A 20,121-nucleotide genomic window follows, 5' to 3' on the forward strand; every position below is an offset into this window, starting at 1 on the left:
AATGGCAAAAGAAAACGAATTTGAAGAAGACTATGATTTAGATGATGATGTTGCTGTTCAAGAATCATTATTGGAAGAGGATAGTGAACTTTTTGATGAAGATTCTGATGAAGAACACACAAAAATCAATCAAAAACAAATTCTGACACTCATTGCGATTTCATTTGTTTCTTTTCTTTTGTTTACCATTTTTATTTTTCCTCTCAATGAAATTGTTAGGTCCGTCCTCATTAAAACTGGCAAAGAAACGGGGATTTTAATGGATGCAAAAGAAATCCATTTCCCTATGATTGGAAGGAAATCTTTTGATAGTTTTGTTGTTAGTTTTCCCTCTGGAACCTCTTTAAAAGCAGAAGAAGTAAGTCTTGGTGTTTCTGTATTTGGAATTTTACAGTCGCGTTTGGAAGGGGATATCAATATAGGCTATTTTACTTATGAAGGAAGTGATCTTTCAATTGGGATTCAAACCTTAGATTTGCCAATTCGATTGTCACCTTTAGATGATAAGATAACCAAATGGAATGGGGAAGGGGAAATTACTCTTTCTGGTGGAAAAATCAAAGAATCGATGGAGATTCCTTTTTTAGGAACTTTAAAAGGAACTGATATCAAAAGAGCAAATTTACTCTTTAAAATTCGATCAGGGAAACTTCTCATCGAAAGAGGTAGCCTTGATTCCAATATGGCGAAATTCCAATTCCAGGGTGTGGTTCGTTTGTCTGATACCATTTCCTTTTCTCAATTGGATTTAAAAGTTTGTTTTTCTTTAACCGAGAAATTTGCCCAAGAAAGGCAGGATTTGGTAGGGATGGTTGCCTTATTGCCACAAGAAGGTGGGAAAACTTGTATCCCTGTTCGTGGTACCTTGTCCTCGCCTAAAGTGGACCTTCCCAACTTAAACCAATTAGGTGGAACACCTCCTAAACCAGAAGATGGTTCCATTGAACCGGCTCCCACTCCTTAAACTCCATCTAAAGTCTGCTTGGTCCCCTGAATCAAACATTCACACACGAATCAAATTTTCCTTTCAAAAGAAAACATCTGAAAGCAAAAAAAAAAGACCGAATATTCGATCCTTTTTTATCGTTTCCTCATTCACAATGGGAACCCTTGATTGAGGTCTCCATTGGAGTCACCATCTAGTCTTTTGCAAACTTAGATGGTGATCGGATTTTATTTTACGAACAACCCGTTGTGGATCCACAAGAGATACACTTGAGACAAGCTCCGTTTCGTACCATTTGGAAGGATCCGCATTCAGTACAGGAATCTCCTGTATAACCCTTGGTTCTTGCTTCCGCAATGATCTTCAGTGTTGCCGCAGCGGACTGTGCTTGGGTTGGTTGTTGTGGCGTTTGACCTGCCACAGCTACAACTTCCGCTTTGTCTTCGAGAACTGATTTCATAGAAATTGCATTTACTTGTAGCGGAGTACGTGGACCGCTACTTTCCTGCTTTCCCACCGTATCTCGAGCTGGTTCTGCTTTTCTTCCTACTTCGTCAGTTCTTAAGTCTTCTGGCGATACTTGTGCCAAGTCGTATCGACCAAGATAGGTGATCGCAAGTTCTCTAAAGATATAATCGATCACAGAAGTAGACATTTTGATATGAGGGTTACCAGAAACCATACCGTTTGGTTCAAATTTAAAGAAGGTAAATGCTTCCACAAATTCTTCCAAAGGAACGCCATGTTGTAATCCAAGAGAAACCGCAATCGCAAACGCATTCATAAGGGATCGGAAAGCCGCTCCTTCTTTATGCATATCGATAAAGATCTCCCCAAGTTGGCCATCTTCGTATTCTCCTGTTCGGAGATAAACTTTGTGACCACCCACCATCGCTTTTTGAGTGTATCCTGCACGTCGGTGTGGAAGTTTCCTTCTTTCCGAGATGTATTTATACACCAATTTTTCTGCCACTTCTGTTACCGTTTTCGGAGCGGAAGTTGTGTTTAGTTCTTCTTCCTCTTCTCCCACAGCACTTAACAGTTGGAATACGGAGTTAAGTGGTTGTGAAAGTTTTGATCCGTCTCGGTAGAGAGCGTTTGCTTTGATCATCACTTTCCAGGACATGAGGTATGCATTTTTCACATCCTCGATGGTTGCCTCTTCTGGAAGGTTGATTGTTTTGGAAATCGCACCCGAAATGAATGGCTGAGCCGCTGCCATAATTCGGATGTGTGATTGATAAGACAAAAAGCGTTTTCCGTATTTACCACATTTGTTCGCACAATCAAAAACAGGGAGATCCTTTTCTTTGATGAATGGTGCGTTTTCGATGGTCATCGTTCCGCAAACATAATCGTTTGCTTGTGCTATCTCATCCGCTGTAAATCCCAATGTTTCGAGTAAATTGAACCCCATAGAATTGTAAAGGGAAGGGTCAATGCCCAATGTTTTTGCTAAGAAATCTTCACCTAATGTGAATTTGTTGAAAGCAAATTGGATATCAAATACAAACGGAAGTTGTTTTTCCAACTTCTCTAACACATCTTCAGTGAAACCTTTTTCTTTCAAACGAGCTGTGTTAACACCCGGCGCACCATTGAATGTAGCATGGCCTTTGCAGTAGTTTACAATCGCATCTTGTTCTGCTTGGCTATAACCCAATTTTTTTAGAGCAGCAGGAACTGATTGGTTGATGATTTTGAAATAACCACCACCTGCCAATTTTTTGTATTTCACAAGTGCAAAGTCAGGTTCGATTCCAGTTGTATCACAATCCATGACAAGACCGATCGTTCCTGTTGGAGCAATCACAGTAACTTGTGCATTGCGGTATCCGAATTGTTCTCCGAGTGCCAAGGCTCTGTCGGAATCTTCTTTTGCTGCTTCGAGTAAATAAGACGGTAAGAAAGAAGGGTTAATTCCCACTGGTGTGATGGTTAATCCTTCGTATTCTTCTTTTGGTGCATTGTATGCAGCACGTCTGTGGTTACGAATGACTCGTAACATATGGTCTTTGTTTTTTTCGTAACCAGCAAATGGTCCAAGTTCCTTTGCCATCTCTGCTGATGTTGCATATGCTGTCATATGCATGATGGAGGATATTGCACCTGTCACAGCCATCGCTTCTTGAGAATCATAAGGAATTCCCATGATCATGAGAAGGGAACCAAGGTTTGCATACCCGAGACCTAATGTTCTAAATTTGTAAGACAATTCCGCAATTTCTTTGGATGGGAACTGTGCCATGAGAACAGAAATTTCTAGGATGATGGTCCAGACTTTATTAAGATAACGATATCCTTCTACATCAAAGGATCCATCTTCTTTTAAGAATTTCACAAGGTTCGCAGAAGCTAAGTTACATGCTGTGTTGTCTAGGAACATGTATTCAGAACATGGATTGGATGCGTTGATCGCTCCATCTTCTGGACAAGTATGCCATTCGTTGATCGTGCTATGATACTGTGTTCCTGGGTCTGCCGAGTTCCAAGCTGCGTTTGCAATTCTTTCCCAAAGGTCACGAGCTCGTAAGGTTTTTGCTGCTTTCGGTTCACGACCTTCTTTGCGAGCTTTTTCCTTTTCTGTACGGTTCACGAGGTGGAATGGGAGGTCTTTTTCTACCGCTTCCATGAACTCATTTGTGATTCGCACAGAGTTATTGGAGTTTTGTCCAGAAACTGTATTGTATGCTTCAGATTGCCAATCGGTTGTGAGTTCTTCAAAGAGTAGGTCTTTGTATCCTTGTCTCGACAAATCAATCACTCGTTTGATGTAGTTGTCAGGAACAAAGGCTTTTCTTGCTTTTTGGATGGCTTTCTTAAGTTCTACGTTTGCAGTTGGGTCATATGCTTTTTCTTCACCAAGTGTTTGTTTGGCGGAAGCACAGGCTGTCATAATTTCATTTAAGAGTCGGTTGTTTAAAATGGAACCTGTGACAAGGGATGCCACTTTTTTCTCTTCTTGGACTTTCCAATCGATAAATTCTTCGATATCAGGGTGGTCCATATCAAGGCATACCATCTTCGCCGCACGTCGAGTGGTTCCGCCAGACTTAATGGCACCTGCAGCACGGTCCCCAATTTTTAAGAAGGACATCAGACCAGAACTTTTACCACCACCAGAGAGAGATTCATTGGCTGCTCGCAGGTTGGAGAAGTTTGTTCCAGTTCCCGAACCGTATTTAAAGAGGCGAGCCTCACGAACCCAAAGATCCATGATTCCACCTTCATTCACTAAATCATCATCCACAGATTGGATGAAACATGCATGTGGTTGTGGGTGTTCGTAAGAAGAGGCAGATCTTACTAATTTTCCCGATTTTGGATCTACATAATAATGACCTTGAGACTTACCATCAATTCCATACGCCCAGTGAAGACCAGTGTTGAACCATTGTGGAGAGTTAGGAGCAGCCATTTGGCTTGCGAGCATAAAGATAACTTCTTCATAGAAAACACGGGCACTATCTTCATCCGTAAAATACCCGTATTTATAACCCCAATACGTCCAACATCCCGCCAAACGGTGGAATACTTGTTTGGAGTCAGATTCTCCTACGTAACGGTCTTCGGGGTTTAGAGCGACTAGTTTCTCATCATCAGGGACAGAACGTTGTAACCATTCTGGGATCCCTTTTTCTGCGACTTTTTTCAGGTACTTCGGAACACCTTTGCGGCGGAAGTACTTCTGTGCGAGAATATCGGTAGCCACTTGCGACCAAAAATCGGGAACTTCGACGCCGTTTGCTTCAAATACAACCGACCCGTCTGTATTCGTAATTTTAGAGTCCTTACGAACCCATGTCAAATTCGGGTATAAACCCTTGTTCCCTTTGGTAAAATGCCTCTCAATCTTCATGCAAGAACCCCATCTCAAACAACATATAAAATTTCTATTTTTTTCCTCTACCAGGAACGGAGAGGATTATGTCACAATGAAGGAATCTTAAGTTGGAAACATCCATTTTTTCAGAGCTAACGATCGGATTTTTTAGAATTTTTTCAAAATTTCTCGTCGCTATGACATAATTTTTTCATTGACCTAGCAGGCTTTCTCCGTAGCATGGTCACAGATTCGAGATTCCCCTTTAGCTCAGTCGGTAGAGCAAATGACTGTTAATCATTGGGTCGCTGGTTCGAGCCCAGCAGGGGGAGCGGATCTTTTGATTCACTCCTTGGAATTCTTCCATTTTACTCAATTATTCCTTTTTTTCCTAAGTTTTTTCTCGTTTTCCCTTAAATTTTCATGCCAAATCTTTAAAATTTCCCTAATATTTCTGTGTTTCTTCCTTTTTTTACCAAATTTAGAGGCATCTCCAAGAGAAAACTTTTTGGACCAATCAGGGCAACATACGTTTTTCGAGTCCGAACAAGTGCTTCTGGTGCTGGCAAAACATGGGGAAACACAAGGTAAATTGTATCTTTATACCCTTGTCGATGGTGATTGGCAAACAGATTTAGCAGATGTGCCCGTTTGGCTCGGGCGAAGTGGACTAACTTTATCCAATCTCAAAAAAGAAGGGGATGGATTTACTCCCCAAGGTTATTTTCCTATCAAAAGGATACTTGGAAAAGGTAAAAAATCCATTCGAAATTTAGAATACACTCAAATTCGAAGGTATCACTTTTGGTCCGATGATCCAAAATCAAAACATTATAATCAATTACTCACAAAAAAAGAGAAAGGAGCAATTCCTTTATGGGAATCTGAAATTTACGATCTCTTTGTTGTCATCGAACACAATACAAATCCGAGTTTACCTGGGCAAGGTAGTATGATATTTCTTCATCCTTGGATGGAAGCCAAACCTACCTCTGGTTGTGTTGGGATCAACCGGGAGGGATTAGACAAAATTGTTGAAACTCTGGATGGATATAAAAGCCCATTTCTAATCATCTCTCTTTTAGATGAAAACTGAGAGGGAAAACTCAGATTTAGATACTTTTGCAAATAAAATCCACTTAATGGTATCACTTAAACTTGACAATTGTTAGTTTCTTGGGAATAACATCCAATATGCGTAATTACTTCGTTAGTTTATTAATTTTAGTCTTCTTAATTTCATGCCAAGTAGACATTAGACAAATTCCTCCTTCCAAACAAGATTCAACACTATCCATTGCCAAATACCCGAACCAAGTATATATCGGTAAATTCGATATCATTACGCATGATCGATTGGGATTTGTAAATAGTTGGAGAACTGTTTTCATCGAGTATCTCAGATCAGCTAGGATGTTTCAAAAAGTATCCATGCCCGATGTTAATTCAAAAATGACATCCGAGGATTACGCAATTGACGTGACCATCACCCCTCTGTATTCCAATACCTATAACTATTGGTGGACTTGGCCTGCGATTTACCCTTTAACCTTTTATTGGCCAGTGCAAATTCGGGATCATAATTATAAAGTACACTTGGAGTATAGCCTTTATAAAGGATCAAAACTCATAGCAAGTAATACGGTAACGGAAGAGGCGGAGACAACGATTGAAATCTATGGATTTTTTCGTACTGCAAACGTGGAAAAAATGATCGAAACCACGAACTTAATGGTGATGGAAAAGGCATTACGCCATTTAGAAGGAAATTTACAAACGAACCAAAATTAATGACCAAAAAAAGCCGGTATTATAATTTCATACCGGCAAAAATGTTGTTTAGGTTATTATCAAATTACGTTTGGGTTAGGTTAAAATCTTGGTAATCGGGGGATTTCATTTCTTTTTCCCAACGACTCCAAGTATAAGGCCACATTGCAGGATCTCCATCTGGATCCAAATACCAACTTTGGCAACCACCTAACCAAACAGTGCCGACCATTCCTTTTTTGAGATAAGCTGCAAAACGTTGTAAGGCTTCTTCCTTGGCATCGATCGCATTGAATTTTCCTTTTCTCCAATCTTCAATGATTTTGATGATGTATTTGGTTTGGACTTCACTCATGGCAATGACTGAAAAGTTTCCAATCGGTGTGTTTGGTCCTAACATCAAAACAAAATTAGGGAAGTGAGGGATAAAGAGGGAACGGTATGCTTGAACTTTCTTTTTCCAAACAGACTCGATTGAGACTCCATTTTCTCCCGTTAAGTTCATCGGGCGCATAAAATTAAATGGATGGAATCCCGTTGCCAATATCAATACATCCAATTCGTGTAATTTACCATCCTTTGTAATGACACCTTTTTCTGTGATTTTTTCAATTCCCTCTGTCACCAAATCAGCATTTGGTTTTTGGATGGCATCATAGAATGTGGAATTCACAATCACACGTTTGCAACCAACACGGTAATTTGGAGTTAGTTTTTGTCTAAGTACAGGATCTTTAATGGAAGTTCGTAAATTCCTTTTGCACAAAAAACTCATCAGTAAGTGAGGGATTTTTTTACCTATCACAGCTTTTGAGAAAGTTTGTTCTACGGCAAATGTATACCATTTGTGGAATCGTTTGAGGATGTTAGGTTCCTTTCTCCATTTTCTTTTGTCTTCTTCTGTATAAGTTGTATCAGGTACTTTGACAATCCACTGCGGTGTCCTCTGGAAAACCGAAACTTTTTTTCCAACTTTGATCATCTCAGGAATGACTTGTGCTGCAGTGGAGCCAGTTCCAATGATCCCAATTCGTTTTCCTTCTAAATTTACCGAATGATCCCATTCTGCCGTGTGAAAACATTTTCCGTTAAAACTCTCGAGTCCCGGGATGTTTGGTTTTGCCGGGTGGTGTAAAATACCGGTGGCTGAGATGAGGAAATCAGAAACATATGTATTTCCTTTGGAAGTTTTTGTTGTCCACTTTCCATTTTGGTAGGATGCTTCTGTTACTGCTTCTTTAAAATGAATCTGGGGTGTGATTTTGTATTCATCACTCACACGTTTGAAATAAGCATGGATTTCATGTCCATGTGCAAATCGATGGCTCCATTCAGGATTGGGTGCAAAACTATAAGTATACATATGTGCAGGAATATCACAAGCCACACCTGGGTATGTGTTTTCCCTCCAAGTACCTCCTAAATCATGTTTTTTCTCTAAAATAGTAATGTCTTTCACACCGATCCGATTGAATTCAATTGCGAGTAGGATTCCTGTCATTCCAGCGCCTATGATGACAACTTTTGGATCCCTGATTGATTGATTGGCCATTTGATTTCCTCATACCTAAAACACTGAATTCATTGGGTTGAACAATGTTCCGTTTTTAATCTTTGGAAGAAAATTCAATCAATTCTACTTACATTTGCAATCAAAAAAACATAAAGAAGATGAAAAAGGTAATTTGGTTTCAAGGATCCTAATCAGAGTCATTTTAAAATCAGAGTACTATAAAGGAACATGGATGATACCTGTTCAAAGATAATTTGATTTTGGAAATATTGAAGGAAGAGATAGAGGGAGAATTCAATTTGAAATCAGATCTATCTTTTATGAATTTTCTACTTAATTAAGTGTTGACTTAATTAAGTCATTGGTTTATTATGTTTCAGTATGAATAGTTTTTTAGCTCTGGGAGATGATACCAGACGTGAGATCATACAACTTGTTGCAAAAAATGGTGAGATGACTTCCACCGCCATTTCGAATCATTTCTCCATCAGTGCTCCTGCCATTTCGCAACACTTACAGTTGTTAAAAGAATTACAATTATTGAATGTAAAAAAGGAAGCCCAAAAAAGAATCTATTCTGTCAATTTGGATGGTTTCTCTGAAATGGAAGAATTGATTTTAAAAGTGAGAGAAGATTGGAGTAAACGTTTAAACAGGCTAGAACGTTATGCATTAAAACTAAAAAAAGGAAATAAATTATGAGCTCAACCGAATTGATAACAGAAATCAAAGAAAACCAGGTGATTTATCGAAAGGTTTTTGATGTTCCAATCGAATTATTATTTGAGGTTTGGTCAGATCCAATCCACTTAAAAGAATGGTGGGGACCAGATGGTTTTACTCTGACCGTTATCTCCTTTGATTTTAGGAATGGAGGATTTTTTGAATTTGTGATGCATGGACCAGATGGTCGCGATTATAAAAACAAAATCCAATTCTTAAAAATTGAAAAACCGCGTTTGATCTCATACCAACACATTGGTGATGGAGAGGGAGACGAAGATGTCAATTTTCGGTCTGAAATTTCATTTGAAACTACGAATCAGGGAAAAAGCACAAACCTTACTATGGTACAAGTATTTTCCACAAAACAAGAATTAGAGCGTGTGAACCAAAAATATGGTGCAATTGAAGGTGGAAAACAACATGTTGGAAATCTTTCGAAGTATTTGGATACCATCTCAAAGGCTGTTTGAGTTCAATGCTGTTTCCAAAAAATTAAGTCAGTTGGGAAATCAGAATCATGGAAATTTTTGGTTGAATGTATGATCCTAAACACATGAGTGAATCGTTTCCTTATCTAATTTGGAGTAGATTTTAAGATGATGCAACGACTAGTGTTTCGAGTAGATTATTACGTGATGCAGTGAGTTACTTCCCATAATTAGTATTATGTCGCATTAGATTCAAGCAATGGTTTGAGTATACTCGTACATCCTTTACAGATTTGTCTCAATATACGCTTTACAAAAAGGATCACAGAAACCCTGGTTCAGACGGTAATGAGGATGGCATTGGGTTTCTGTGTTTCTTAATTTCCATTTCTTTGTTGGAACATCATTTGGCGACCATTCCATTTCCAATCTTCTCTAGGTTGGATGATTTTTTTCAGACCAATTGCAATGGCAGATTGGATGGTACTTGCAATTTTTTCCTCAGAATCTTTATCATTTGCTGAAAATGGAATGGTGTGTGTTTGGATCGGGTCGGATTCTCCGAGAATTCGGTAGGTTTCACCAGATTCTTTTATAAATAAAAATTCAACAATGGATGCAAATGTTGCATGGTGGAATCTTGTCGTTCCTTCTTCAAATACGATGGATCGATTCACTTGGACTTTTCGAAGAATGATGGTTCCTGGTTCCAGTGGATCATTCTCTTTTCTCGCTGTATAAGAACTAACATTGAATATTTGGGAAGCCAAGTGATTGAAGGATTGTAATGCAAATTTACCAATTGAGATTTCTAAATTTGGTCCCACTTTCAAAACTTTTGTCGGTAAATCCATTTCGTATTGGAGAGTAAAAGAGAATTTCGATTGTTTGGAGTTGAAATGTTCTGGTGCATTTGTTTGGTTCGTTTGGCAAACATTTAAGGAAAAGACCAGAAGATAAACAGGCAAATTTCGGATTTTCATTGAGAATTCCTAAGGTATCAATGCCCAAAAGATGGAATTATATTGCCTAGTTTTCCAAAAAAATAGGTAAAATTAGAATAAATCCAAAAATTGTGACTGGAAATGAGAACCCTATCCCCTTACATTAGGTAGATATTTTCCAATGGGGAGTCTTTTTCTGTAAGTGAATGTCTTTTCCACTTTTGGAAGTATAATAGGAGTAACTTATGAAAGTTTTGTATACAATCGTTCGTCTTTTGTTAGGCGCTTTGTTTTTGTTTTCATCTGTTGTAGTATTATTCAATTTAGTACAACAACCTGAAGTAACTGGAAACATCAAGATATTCAATGATGGAATGAAAGCTACTGGTTATTTGTTAACCTTGATTAAAGTGACAGAACTTGTATGTGCTCTTGCTTTTTTATCTGGAAGGTTTGTTCCATTAGCTTCTGTTGTGATCGCACCAGTGGTGATCAATATTTTTTTGGTTCATTTGATGATTGCTCAAGATGGATTGCCAGTCGGGATATTTGTTGTCATTGCTAATGCATTTTTAGCGTATTATAATCGTTCCGCTTACAAACCATTGTTTGTTCCAGTTCATAAAGTTTAATCTTTAAAAGATTGATTCACTTTTCGGTGAAGTTTGGACAGATTGGAAAAACTGAACTTCGCCAGAAGATGTATCATAAAATGCTGGGACAATTTTGTATTCACCTGCATCTACCTTCCGTTTTAAAAATTCACTAGAATCTAAAATTTCATCTATTGAATTAAGCACATTGGTTTTTACCACGTGATTAAAAATATGTTCGTTTCCTAAATTTGATTGTTTTGAGCTTGGATCTGACGTTCCTATGGCTTTTTCAATTTTGTTTGTGATACTTGCTATGTTGCCATCTTTTAAAGCATAAATTGCACTGGAAACTGCACCACAATTGGAATGACCAAGTACGACGATGAGTTTGGTTCCAATTTTGGCACAAGACAACTCTAAACTTCCGAGGATTTCTTGGTTTACGATATTTCCTGCAATCCGAATAGAAATGATATCACCAAGTCCTGAATCAAAAATAATTTCCGGGCTTGTTCTTGAGTCAATGCAGGAAAGGACAACTGCAATTGGATTTTGGCCAAAGGCAGTTGCGTTCACTTGGTGTTTAAAATACTTTTCAGACCATTTGCCTTTTACAAATCGTTCGTTTCCTCGTTTTAAGAATTCGAGAATTTCATCAGGTGTTAACTTTTGTTGTGCTTCTCTGTCCAAGATGTTTACAAATTGCACTTGGTCACTTAATTCATAGTGGTCTTTCACACCAACTAAATTCAGTTGGATGTTTTTTTCTAAAGCAACTACGGACTTAAATTCTTCCAATACTTCTAAAATATCGTGATCAATAAAATTACAATTGGAGGCATCGACAATGAGTTTTGCATTCTCTGGTAATGACCAAAGAGTGTCTTTGATGGAGGCTTTGTTTAAAAAAGAAACTTGATTGGGTAATTCGATGCGGATTGTTTCTCCGATATTTAAGTTTTCTGTTTCAACAGAAAATGGATTTTTGTAATTATTCTTTAAGATAAAAATAAAACTAATACAAAGTCCAATTAACACACCTGTTAATAAATCGGTAAAAATAATAGCAAGAATAGTTGTAATAAAGGGTAAAAATTGATAAAGTCCCTTTTTATATAATGACTTATACACTGAAAAGTTTGTGAGTTTGAAACCGGTGACAATGAGTACAACTGCTAAAGAACAAAGCGGAATCATATTCAAAGAGGAACTTAAAAAAAGAATGCTCATCGCAAGCAAAACCCCATGAACCATTGTGGATAATTTTGATTCTGCTCCTGCATAAATGTTCACAGAACTTCTGACAATGACAGAAGTGATAGGAAGTCCGCCCATGAGCCCAGATAAACTATTCCCTACTCCTTGTGCCAATAATTCTCGGTTAGGTGATGAAAGCCTTTTGTGTGGGTCAATGCGTTCGACAGCGTCTAAATTCAGTAATGTTTCCAATGTGGCGAATGTCGCAATGGTAAATGCAAAATGCCAAACTTCAGCTTGGCCAATCATCGAGAAATTGGGAAACACAAAAATACTTTCCCAGTTGCTCACATTGGGAATTGTTACCAAGTGTTTCTCTGTCAGATAAAACTTTGGTATAAAGTTTTTAAAAATTTGGTTCCATAAAATTCCGATGAGAATCACTAAAATGGGAGATGGAATGTATCTAAGTACCTTCCATTTTAATTTATCATACACAATCATCAGTGACATAGAGATGGTTTAAATGATAACTGCTCCCCAAGAAAAATATTTGTGAATTTTGAAAAGTTCTGAAAATGTATTTTCCCCATCCCTTTGGAAAAAAATAAAATCTTCTTCTGGATTGATATCAAATCCGACTGAGTGTGGGATTTGTTTTAATATCAATATGATCCCTATGGATGCAAGTAATCCTTGGATTACATTGGAAGGAACGTAGTTTGCGATAAAACCAAGTCTTAAAACACCAAGTCCTATTTGGATGAAACCAGCCAAAAATACGGATAATAAAAAGGTTTGGTAGTCACCTAATGCGGTTGTTGCGGCAAGGACTAACGTAACAAGGCCAGCAGCAGGACCACTCACACTTGTTCGAGAATGGCTAAGGTAACCAACTACAAACCCACCAATGATACCAGAGATCACTCCCGATAATAATGGTGCACCACAAGCAAGTGCGACGCCTAAACAAAGAGGAAGAGCAACTAAAAATACAACGAGTCCAGAGGGAATGTCTTGTTTTAAATGGGAAAACATAATGGTCTAGAAACGGTATTTTCACTTGTATCCATTGTCAAGACGAATGGATGAAACCGGTCAATTCTTAAGTAACAACTTGTTCGCTGATTTTGAGTCGATTTAAATTGTTTAAAGCCAAATTACGACATCATCTATGTCGTCTTCACTGATCACATGGCGTACTTTGTCTTCTGTTGTGAAAGAGATCGAATGGATAACAATCGAATCCCATAACTGGCTATAAACAAAGGGACCAACATGGCATTTATAAATTGTATCAGGCATAATGGTTTTGGGAATCAAACAAATTAACTCAGGAGTTTTCTGCTCATCAGGGATCAAAAATTGACGGTTTTGGTCACTCGCAAAAAATAGAATTTGAAATTTGTTGATCTTAATCTTTGTTAGGTTTTCTGTTTTGATAAAAAGCTGAAGTTCTTTTTTATCCCTATTATGCCTAGGTTGGATCGATACAAGGATGGGCAAACCGACTCCCTTTAGATACTCTTTCCTTGTATCTACGTTGGTTTTAACACGAGTGGGACCACATGTAACGAATACAAGGCATGTCACAAAAAAGGGCAAATACAAGCGGTTTCGAGTGAAAATTGAGGGAATGGTTTTTTTTCCTGGGAGGTTAAACAATCTTTGTTTATCCTATTTTGCCGAAGAAGGAACTCAATCCCTTTTCGTACTACATTCCCTTTCTCTTCTTTATTGAGAAACAAACTCAATATCTCATTTTGACCCTACCAAGATTTATGAATTTACGGAAAGTGGAATCTGTCTAATTCTGGACGTAATAGAAAAATTTACACCTATACTCTAACAGGAGCTCTTCAATGACGTTGAGTCTAGACTTCTTTCGATCCTCAATTGGAAAGAAGATCATAATGGCCATTACCGGATTTATCTGGTTTGGATTCGTGATCCTTCACATGGTCGGAAACCTTCAAGTTTTCCAAGGACCAGAAAAATTAAACACCTATGCAAAGTTTCTTAAAGATTTAGGACCCCTTCTTTGGGTAGCGCGGATTGGACTCATCGTGGCTTTTTTTGGACACGTATGCACTGCCATCCTCCTAAAGCTTGAAAACAGCTCTGCTAGACCCGTCTCTTACGCAAAGAATACAACCATCCAAGCATCGTTTGCATCTCGCACAATGGCTTACAGTGGATTATTACTTTTAACCTTTCTCATTTACCATTTAGCTCACTTTACTTTGGGTTATACCAACCCTGAGCACTACACTCACGAATACATTCTAAAGAATGGTGATGTAGTGCATGATGTGTATGCTATGGTCATCCTTGGATTCCAAGACCCAACAATAGCAATCAGTTATATTGTGTTTATGGTTTTCCTTGCGTTACATTTTTCCCATGCATTGGGTTCCATGTTACAAACACTTGGGATTCTTGCCCCAAAACACAATCCCGCAATTCAAAAAATTTCCACAGGACTTGGACTCCTTGTTTTTGTTGGAAATTGTTCCATGCCACTCTCGATTTTACTCGGGTATGTTCGCTAAGGGGATTCAGGAGAGAATATGAAATTAGATTCAAAGATACCATCAGGCCCATTAGAACAAAAATGGGACAAACACAAACAAGACATCAAATTAGTCAATCCAGCTAACAAACGTAAATACAAGGTGATCATCGTAGGAACTGGTCTTGCTGGTGCATCAGCTGCTGCAACGCTTTCCGAACTTGGTTACCAAGTATCTGTATTTTGTTTCCAAGATAGCCCGAGACGTGCACACTCCATCGCGGCGCAAGGTGGAATCAATGCTGCGAAAAACTACCAAAACGACGGTGACTCTGTTTACAGATTGTTTTATGACACTGTAAAAGGTGGGGACTTCCGTGCTAGAGAAGCTAACGTCTATCGTTTGGCACAAGTATCAACAAACATCATTGACCAATGTGTGGCTCAAGGTGTTCCGTTTGCTCGTGAATACGGTGGAACACTCGCCAACCGTTCGTTTGGTGGAGCTCAAGTTTCTCGTACGTTTTATGCAAAAGGCCAAACTGGCCAACAGTTACTCCTTGGTGCCTACTCTGCTCTAGAAAAACAAATCTCTCGTGGTGCAGTGAAAATGTATCCAAGAACAGAGATGTTAGAACTCGTGTTAGTTGATGGTCATGCAAAAGGAATCGTTGTTCGTGACTTAGTAACAGGTGAGATTTCTTCTCATGCAGGCGATGCCGTGATTTTGGCTTCCGGTGGTTACGGAAACGTATTTTACCTTTCTACCAATGCAAAAGGATCCAACGTAACAGCAACTTACCGTGCTTACAAAAAAGGGGCAGCGTTTGCAAACCCTTGTTACACACAAATCCACCCAACTTGTATCCCACAATCGGGAGACTACCAATCAAAACTCACTCTCATGTCGGAATCACTTCGAAATGATGGACGAGTTTGGGTACCTAAGAAAAAAGATGACCTTCGCCCTCCTCACGAAATCCCAGAGGAAGAAAGAGATTATTACCTAGAAAGAAAATATCCGTCCTACGGTAACCTTGCCCCACGTGATATTTCATCGCGTTCTGCAAAAGAAGCTTGTGACAACGGTCTTGGTGTAGGCCCAAAAGTTGGGGACAAACGCCTTGGTGTGTATTTGGATTTTTCTGATTCCATCAAACGATTGGGAGAAAATGTCGTTGCTGACCGTTACGACAACCTCTTCCAAATGTATGAGCGCATCACTGGGGAGAACCCATACAAAGTGCCAATGCGAATTTACCCTGCGGTTCACTATACTATGGGTGGTCTTTGGGTAGATTATAACCTCATGTCCAATATCCCTGGTCTTCATGTCCTTGGGGAAGCAAACTTCTCTGACCATGGTGCCAACCGTTTAGGGGCATCGGCTCTCATGCAAGGTCTTGCTGATGGATACTTTGTGATTCCTTACACCATTGGTGATTATTTTGCCAAAGAAGGTGCTAAAAACATTTCCACAGACCGCCCTGAATTCAAAGAAGCCGAAGCTCGTGTTCGTGAGATGACTAACAAATTCCTTTCCATCAACGGGACTAAAACACCAGATGATTTCCATAGAGCACTTGGAAAAATCATGTGGGACCAATGTGGTATGGCAAGAAACGAAAAAGGCCTAAAAGATGCTTTGAAAAAAATCCCTGAACTCCGTGAGGAATTCTGGAAAAATGTAAAAGTAGCCGGTTCTGGTTCGGAACTCAACCAAGAACTAGAAAAAGCAGGTCGTGTTGCCGACTTCTTAGAATTTGGGGAACTCATGTGCCTTGATGCACTCACAAGAGAAGAATCTTGTGGTGGTCACTTCCGCGAAGAACACCAAACAGAAGATGGCGAAGCAAAACGTAACGATGATAAATTCTGCCACGTATCCGCTTGGGAATACCAAGGAGAAGGAAAAACTCCAGTAGAACACCGAGAAAAACTCGAATACGAAAACATCCACTTAGCCGTAAGGAGCTACAAATAATGGATAATATGAAGTTACACCTTAAAGTTTGGAGACAAAAAGATAAAAACGATAAAGGTCGTATGGTCAGTTACGAGGCAAACAACGTAAATGAACATATGTCCTTTTTGGAAATGCTTGATGTTGTGAACGACGGCCTCATCAAAAAAGGAGAAGACCCAATTGCTTTCGACCATGACTGTCGTGAAGGAATTTGTGGTTCTTGTTCTATGGTGATCAACGGTGTTCCTCATGGTCCAGAAAAAGGAACCACTACTTGCCAATTGCACATGCGTAAGTTCAAAGATGGTGATACTGTTGTCATTGAACCATGGAGAGCAAAAGCATTCCCAGTGACAAAAGACCTAGTTGTGGACAGATCTGCTTTTGATCGTATCATCCAAGCGGGAGGTTACGTAAATGTAAACACTGGTGGAGCTCCTGATGGAAACGCACTTCCGATTCCGAAAGTGGATGCGGACCTTGCGATGGATGCTGCAACTTGTATTGGTTGCGGGGCATGTGTTGCTGCTTGTAAAAATGCATCGGCAATGTTATTTGTTTCGGCGAAGGTTTCTCACCTAGCTCTTTTACCACAAGGTGTTGTGGAGAAAAAAGAAAGAGTTCGTAAAATGGTAAATGCAATGGACAAAGAAGGATTTGGAAATTGTACAAACCAATACGAGTGTGAGGCTGCATGTCCGAAAGAGATTTCGGTCAATTTTATCACTCGTCTTAACAAGGAATACATTTCCAGCTAAACAGTTGGGATTGTATTCTTGAAGGAAAAAACCCGGAAATGAATCTCCGGGTTTTTTTATGCCAAAATTTAAACTTTGAAGAGTTTGTTATTTGTTTTTTGGAATACTTTCATCGTTTCCAATTCTTTCGAAAACAATTTAAGGATATATTCTGCACGTTCTTTGTCTTCTCCTTGGAGAGAAGTGAGATATGTTGATGACTTTGTTTTGATGTCTTCAGCTACCACAAAATTACGTTGGATCAATGCTTGTTGTCCTTTTGTTAAGAACGCATAAAATTTTTCTAATGGATGTTTTGTTTCATCTTTCAGGATTTTTTCGAGTAAGGGCTCCACTAGTTGGTCGTTATTTGGATCCTCGTCCATTAAATACAAATTTGCTAAACTAAGTAGTTTACCCTCTTCCTTGTATTCAGTTTCCTTTTTAACCGAATATAAATCCTCAAAATAAACAAATCGATTGGATTTTACTTGGCAAATGGTCGCCAATTGTTTTTGGAAATCACTCGTATCAATTTTGTTAGTCTCTACGTTAAAATTGGTGACAACTAGGAAGAGTAAATCTCCTCCCTCTTTTTCGACGTAACGAAATCCAATGATAAGCTCTGCATCCTTCTCAAACCCAGGTAAATAAATTTGATTCGGGTGTTCTTTGGACGCATGAGTGATCATAAAATCCACCATGGATTCAATTTCACTGGGTGAAAAATCCAACTTCAAATGTCGGAAAATTCTCATTTCCAAAATATGACTTAGGTAATAAGGATTAGTTTCTGTTGGAAAAGGAACATTATTAACAGAAACCCGAAACCGAATGTCATAAGGAGGATTTGTTTCGGAAAAGATCGGAAGAGACAAAGTTAAGGATAAAAAAATAACCAGTAATACAAGATGTTGTTTCATGGAGGCCTCAATTCGTATCGATTAGAATAAGGAGTCATCTAACAAAGTCAACAAATCCTTTTTTGGAATGGGTTCGTCATTCAAAAAGAGTGATTGGAAATGTGTTAAAAATTGCACCTCTTTCCCACGTTTTTTCCTTCCTTGGACTAAGGTTTCCATTCGTTCCAAGATTGCCTCTCTCAGTAAACTTCGTGAAATTCTCTGAAAACTCTGATCCTCATCAGAAAGATGTTTTTCGTCATGAATGGATTCCAGAGTAGAGATTTGTTCGTTTCTGATTGATAACAAAGAATACAGCCGAAATCGTTCGATGGCTTGGAATTGATTGGAAAGTTGGTCTTCATGGCCTCCATACCGAACGAGTAGGTTTTCTTCCAATAGGCCAATTGGATATTGTTTTAGGAGAATTCGATTCCATAAATCATAGTCCTCACAAGTTTTCATCTCCTCCCGAAAGTTTCCCACCATCTCCCAGGTTTTTTGATGAGCCATAAAACTAGAACAAGTGACCATACAAATTTCTAAGGATTCTTTTAAAAAATGTCCCGAAAGTTTTTGATACTTTCCTTTTGGTTCGAGGAGATTTCCTTTTTTATTCCAAACTTCCTTGGTTTGAGAAAACAGAATTTCTGGATGGTCGTTATGGAATTGGATTTGTTTGGTTAGTTTTTCTGGATACCACTTGTCATCTGAATCCAACAAAGTGATCCACTCTCCCGCCGATTTCCCAATCCCAAAATTACGTGCATGGCTTACTCCCCTATGTTCTGTTTGGTGGATCTGGATCGACTTACTGTAGCGACCAAAGGATTGGATTTGTCGTTTCCAACTGGGAAGATTCGCCAAAAGAAAAGACCAGGTATTATCCGTTGAGCCATCATCGATGATATGGAGTTCCCAATGGGGATATGTTTGTGCTAAAACAGATTGGATGGCACGTTCTACCAGATGTTGTCTGTTATGCGTCGGTAATACGATTGATATGAGTGGAGTTTTTGTGCTCATGATGGTCTCTGCCGCGAGAGTATTAAATCTAAGTGTTGGATTTGTCCTCCTTGGTGGAGGTAATACAAAGGAGGTTCTAGAGTTTTTTCTTTGGATGGTTTTTCCTTTGTCAAGATGTGGTGGACAGTTTTGGCACTATAAATGGGTTCCAATAGGACTTGGTTTTTTTTGTAATATTCCTCGATCCAATTTTCTAAAAAAGGATTTTGTTTCCCAAACCGAATTGCCTTTTTCATTTGCCGTTTCGAGTTTTCGTTTAATCCATCGGTGGTTTCAGGTATCGAAGGATCATTACCTGCGATTTCAATCAGATTCTCCTTACTGATGGGGATTTGTTTTAATCCAAGATTTGTTTGTAATTTTTTTGTTTTGTCTAACCATGTTTTTTTGGATTCACCAACCATCACAGCTTGGACACAAATGGAAGATTCGTGGAAATGATCGTAAGCAGATAAAAAACTCACACCAGAACCTATTTCCATTTGTAGGATGGCATTTGTTGTTTGTGATGAGTTCGTTCTATTCCTCTCACCAAGGTCCATATGGATTTTTTTCTCCAGATCCTGCCAAAATTGGGAGAGTCCAAGGATTTGGCCAGGGTGGACTCCAAATTCGGGTAAAGAAATTCCATCGAAGGATTGACTCCTTACTGTAAATGCCTCCAAGGCAAAGGACCGATTCGCATAACATTGAAACCTGTGGGAGTGATTTCTCACCAAACGTTCGTTGTATGTTCTTAGATTCGGATTTTTTGTGTAAGCGATGGTTTCGACAAAAAAACCAGAAATTCTCAAGATAGAAGTAAAACTTGCTAGGTAGTTTCCATGGATTGAACCCCAAAGGAGAATCCGTTTGGTTCCTTTTTTTTTGGCATCACAGATAATGCCAAAAACCTTTCGCCATTTAGTCCCAAATCCAAATGGAAGTAGGTCGTCGCGGACCATAGTAAAATCTGCAAATTTGGTCAATTGAATCGGAAGATCTAGATAACCATTGGGAAACATCGATTTTGAAAGGTTCTCTACTTCCATATAA

The 20,121-nt window shown here is 38.8% G+C and carries 17 protein-coding genes, 1 tRNA gene and 1 pseudogene; 10 read left to right on the forward strand and 9 right to left on the reverse strand.

The window, feature by feature from the left end:
- Position 1 precedes the first annotated feature (1 nt).
- Entirely contained in the window at positions 2-964 is a 963-nt protein-coding gene (gspN, locus tag ND812_RS10905) for a type II secretion system protein GspN (protein WP_265375469.1), read from the forward strand.
- 214 nt (positions 965-1,178) lie between these two features.
- Here gspN and ND812_RS10910 read toward each other — a convergent pair whose 3' ends face one another.
- Positions 1,179-4,805 carry a vitamin B12-dependent ribonucleotide reductase gene (locus ND812_RS10910; RefSeq protein ID WP_265375470.1) on the reverse strand — a complete coding sequence of 1,209 codons (3,627 nt, stop codon included), beginning with the start codon at positions 4,803-4,805 and terminating at the stop codon, positions 1,179-1,181.
- 223 nt (positions 4,806-5,028) lie between these two features.
- Between ND812_RS10910 and ND812_RS10915 the strand changes: the two genes are divergently transcribed.
- The 3 genes from ND812_RS10915 (at position 5,029) to ND812_RS10925 (ending at position 6,560) form a co-directional block, all read left to right on the forward strand.
- Positions 5,029-5,101 (forward strand) — tRNA-Asn (locus tag ND812_RS10915).
- Positions 5,102-5,277: 176 nt separating this feature from the next.
- The gene (locus ND812_RS10920) at positions 5,278-5,865 is read left to right on the forward strand and encodes a L,D-transpeptidase family protein (RefSeq protein ID WP_265375471.1); all 588 of its coding nucleotides are present in this window, start codon (positions 5,278-5,280) and stop codon (positions 5,863-5,865) included.
- A gap of 98 nt (positions 5,866-5,963) precedes the next feature.
- Entirely contained in the window at positions 5,964-6,560 is a 597-nt protein-coding gene (locus ND812_RS10925) for an LBF_2127 family putative lipoprotein (protein ID WP_265375472.1), read from the forward strand.
- Positions 6,561-6,624: 64 nt separating this feature from the next.
- Here ND812_RS10925 and ND812_RS10930 read toward each other — a convergent pair whose 3' ends face one another.
- Positions 6,625-8,091 (reverse strand): flavin-containing monooxygenase, encoded by a 1,467-nt coding sequence (locus tag ND812_RS10930; protein ID WP_265375473.1) that lies wholly within the window; start codon positions 8,089-8,091, stop codon positions 6,625-6,627.
- A gap of 342 nt (positions 8,092-8,433) precedes the next feature.
- On the opposite strand from ND812_RS10930, the gene ND812_RS10935 reads away from it, so the two are divergent.
- Both ND812_RS10935 and ND812_RS10940 read left to right on the forward strand, forming a co-directional pair.
- A complete protein-coding gene (locus ND812_RS10935; protein ID WP_265375474.1) occupies positions 8,434-8,754 on the forward strand; it encodes an ArsR/SmtB family transcription factor in 321 nt (106 codons plus the stop codon).
- Positions 8,751-9,248 carry an SRPBCC domain-containing protein gene (locus tag ND812_RS10940; RefSeq protein ID WP_265375475.1) on the forward strand — a complete coding sequence of 166 codons (498 nt, stop codon included), beginning with the start codon at positions 8,751-8,753 and terminating at the stop codon, positions 9,246-9,248. The genes ND812_RS10935 and ND812_RS10940 overlap by 4 nt, the downstream gene beginning before the upstream one ends.
- 335 nt (positions 9,249-9,583) lie before the next feature.
- On the opposite strand, the gene ND812_RS10945 is transcribed toward ND812_RS10940, so the two are convergent.
- Positions 9,584-10,189, reverse strand: coding sequence for a hypothetical protein (locus ND812_RS10945; RefSeq protein ID WP_265375476.1), 606 nt, complete (start codon positions 10,187-10,189; stop codon positions 9,584-9,586).
- Between the two features lie 206 nt (positions 10,190-10,395).
- Here ND812_RS10945 and ND812_RS10950 point away from each other — a divergent pair, with 206 nt between their 5' ends.
- A complete protein-coding gene (locus tag ND812_RS10950) occupies positions 10,396-10,782 on the forward strand; it encodes a DoxX family membrane protein (protein WP_100717025.1) in 387 nt (128 codons plus the stop codon).
- Positions 10,783-10,785: 3 nt separating this feature from the next.
- On the opposite strand, the gene ND812_RS10955 is transcribed toward ND812_RS10950, so the two are convergent.
- The 3 genes and pseudogenes from ND812_RS10955 to ND812_RS10965 all read right to left on the reverse strand — a co-directional run bounded on the left by ND812_RS10955 (position 10,786) and on the right by ND812_RS10965 (position 13,608).
- Positions 10,786-11,784, reverse strand: coding sequence for a carbonic anhydrase (locus ND812_RS10955; protein ID WP_407658541.1), 999 nt, complete (start codon positions 11,782-11,784; stop codon positions 10,786-10,788).
- Positions 11,785-11,847: 63 nt separating this feature from the next.
- Positions 11,848-12,981 (reverse strand): annotated as a pseudogene (locus tag ND812_RS10960) (SulP family inorganic anion transporter); the annotation flags it as partial.
- Positions 12,982-13,092: 111 nt separating this feature from the next.
- Entirely contained in the window at positions 13,093-13,608 is a 516-nt protein-coding gene (locus tag ND812_RS10965) for a hypothetical protein (RefSeq protein WP_265375477.1), read from the reverse strand.
- Positions 13,609-13,805: 197 nt separating this feature from the next.
- Here ND812_RS10965 and ND812_RS10970 point away from each other — a divergent pair, with 197 nt between their 5' ends.
- From ND812_RS10970 to ND812_RS10980, 3 genes are read left to right on the forward strand one after another with little or no spacing between them, the layout of a single operon-like run.
- Positions 13,806-14,495 (forward strand): succinate dehydrogenase cytochrome b subunit, encoded by a 690-nt coding sequence (locus ND812_RS10970; RefSeq protein ID WP_265375478.1) that lies wholly within the window; start codon positions 13,806-13,808, stop codon positions 14,493-14,495.
- Positions 14,496-14,513: 18 nt separating this feature from the next.
- A complete protein-coding gene (locus tag ND812_RS10975; RefSeq protein WP_265375479.1) occupies positions 14,514-16,439 on the forward strand; it encodes a fumarate reductase/succinate dehydrogenase flavoprotein subunit in 1,926 nt (641 codons plus the stop codon).
- 8 nt (positions 16,440-16,447) lie between these two features.
- On the forward strand, positions 16,448-17,179 hold the full coding sequence (locus ND812_RS10980; RefSeq protein WP_265375480.1) for a succinate dehydrogenase/fumarate reductase iron-sulfur subunit: 732 nt from the start codon (positions 16,448-16,450) through the stop codon (positions 17,177-17,179).
- Positions 17,180-17,247: 68 nt separating this feature from the next.
- On the opposite strand, the gene ND812_RS10985 is transcribed toward ND812_RS10980, so the two are convergent.
- From ND812_RS10985 to ND812_RS10995, 3 genes are read right to left on the reverse strand one after another with little or no spacing between them, the layout of a single operon-like run.
- Positions 17,248-18,081, reverse strand: a complete 834-nt coding sequence (locus ND812_RS10985; protein ID WP_265375481.1) for a hypothetical protein — start codon at positions 18,079-18,081, stop codon at positions 17,248-17,250.
- Between the two features lie 21 nt (positions 18,082-18,102).
- Positions 18,103-19,086 carry a glycosyltransferase family 2 protein gene (locus ND812_RS10990; RefSeq protein WP_265375482.1) on the reverse strand — a complete coding sequence of 328 codons (984 nt, stop codon included), beginning with the start codon at positions 19,084-19,086 and terminating at the stop codon, positions 18,103-18,105.
- Entirely contained in the window at positions 19,083-20,117 is a 1,035-nt protein-coding gene (locus ND812_RS10995) for a hypothetical protein (RefSeq protein ID WP_265375483.1), read from the reverse strand. The genes ND812_RS10990 and ND812_RS10995 overlap by 4 nt, the downstream gene beginning before the upstream one ends.
- Positions 20,118-20,121: the final 4 nt, after the last annotated feature.

The sequence above is a fragment of the Leptospira limi genome (assembly GCF_026151395.1).
GTDB lineage: Bacteria > Spirochaetota > Leptospiria > Leptospirales > Leptospiraceae > Leptospira_A > Leptospira_A limi.

Coding starts and splice junctions, on each gene's coding strand:
- gspN (WP_265375469.1), top strand. CDS start 2: ATGGCAAAAGAAAACGAATTTGAAGAAGACTATGATTTAGATGATGAT.
- ND812_RS10910 (WP_265375470.1), bottom strand. CDS start 4,805: ATGAAGATTGAGAGGCATTTTACCAAAGGGAACAAGGGTTTATACCCG.
- ND812_RS10925 (WP_265375472.1), top strand. CDS start 5,964: ATGCGTAATTACTTCGTTAGTTTATTAATTTTAGTCTTCTTAATTTCA.
- ND812_RS10930 (WP_265375473.1), bottom strand. CDS start 8,091: ATGGCCAATCAATCAATCAGGGATCCAAAAGTTGTCATCATAGGCGCT.
- ND812_RS10935 (WP_265375474.1), top strand. CDS start 8,434: ATGAATAGTTTTTTAGCTCTGGGAGATGATACCAGACGTGAGATCATA.
- ND812_RS10940 (WP_265375475.1), top strand. CDS start 8,751: ATGAGCTCAACCGAATTGATAACAGAAATCAAAGAAAACCAGGTGATT.
- ND812_RS10945 (WP_265375476.1), bottom strand. CDS start 10,189: ATGAAAATCCGAAATTTGCCTGTTTATCTTCTGGTCTTTTCCTTAAAT.
- ND812_RS10950 (WP_100717025.1), top strand. CDS start 10,396: ATGAAAGTTTTGTATACAATCGTTCGTCTTTTGTTAGGCGCTTTGTTT.
- ND812_RS10970 (WP_265375478.1), top strand. CDS start 13,806: ATGACGTTGAGTCTAGACTTCTTTCGATCCTCAATTGGAAAGAAGATC.
- ND812_RS10975 (WP_265375479.1), top strand. CDS start 14,514: ATGAAATTAGATTCAAAGATACCATCAGGCCCATTAGAACAAAAATGG.
- ND812_RS10980 (WP_265375480.1), top strand. CDS start 16,448: ATGAAGTTACACCTTAAAGTTTGGAGACAAAAAGATAAAAACGATAAA.
- ND812_RS10985 (WP_265375481.1), bottom strand. CDS start 18,081: ATGAAACAACATCTTGTATTACTGGTTATTTTTTTATCCTTAACTTTG.
- ND812_RS10990 (WP_265375482.1), bottom strand. CDS start 19,086: ATGAGCACAAAAACTCCACTCATATCAATCGTATTACCGACGCATAAC.
- ND812_RS10995 (WP_265375483.1), bottom strand. CDS start 20,117: ATGGAAGTAGAGAACCTTTCAAAATCGATGTTTCCCAATGGTTATCTA.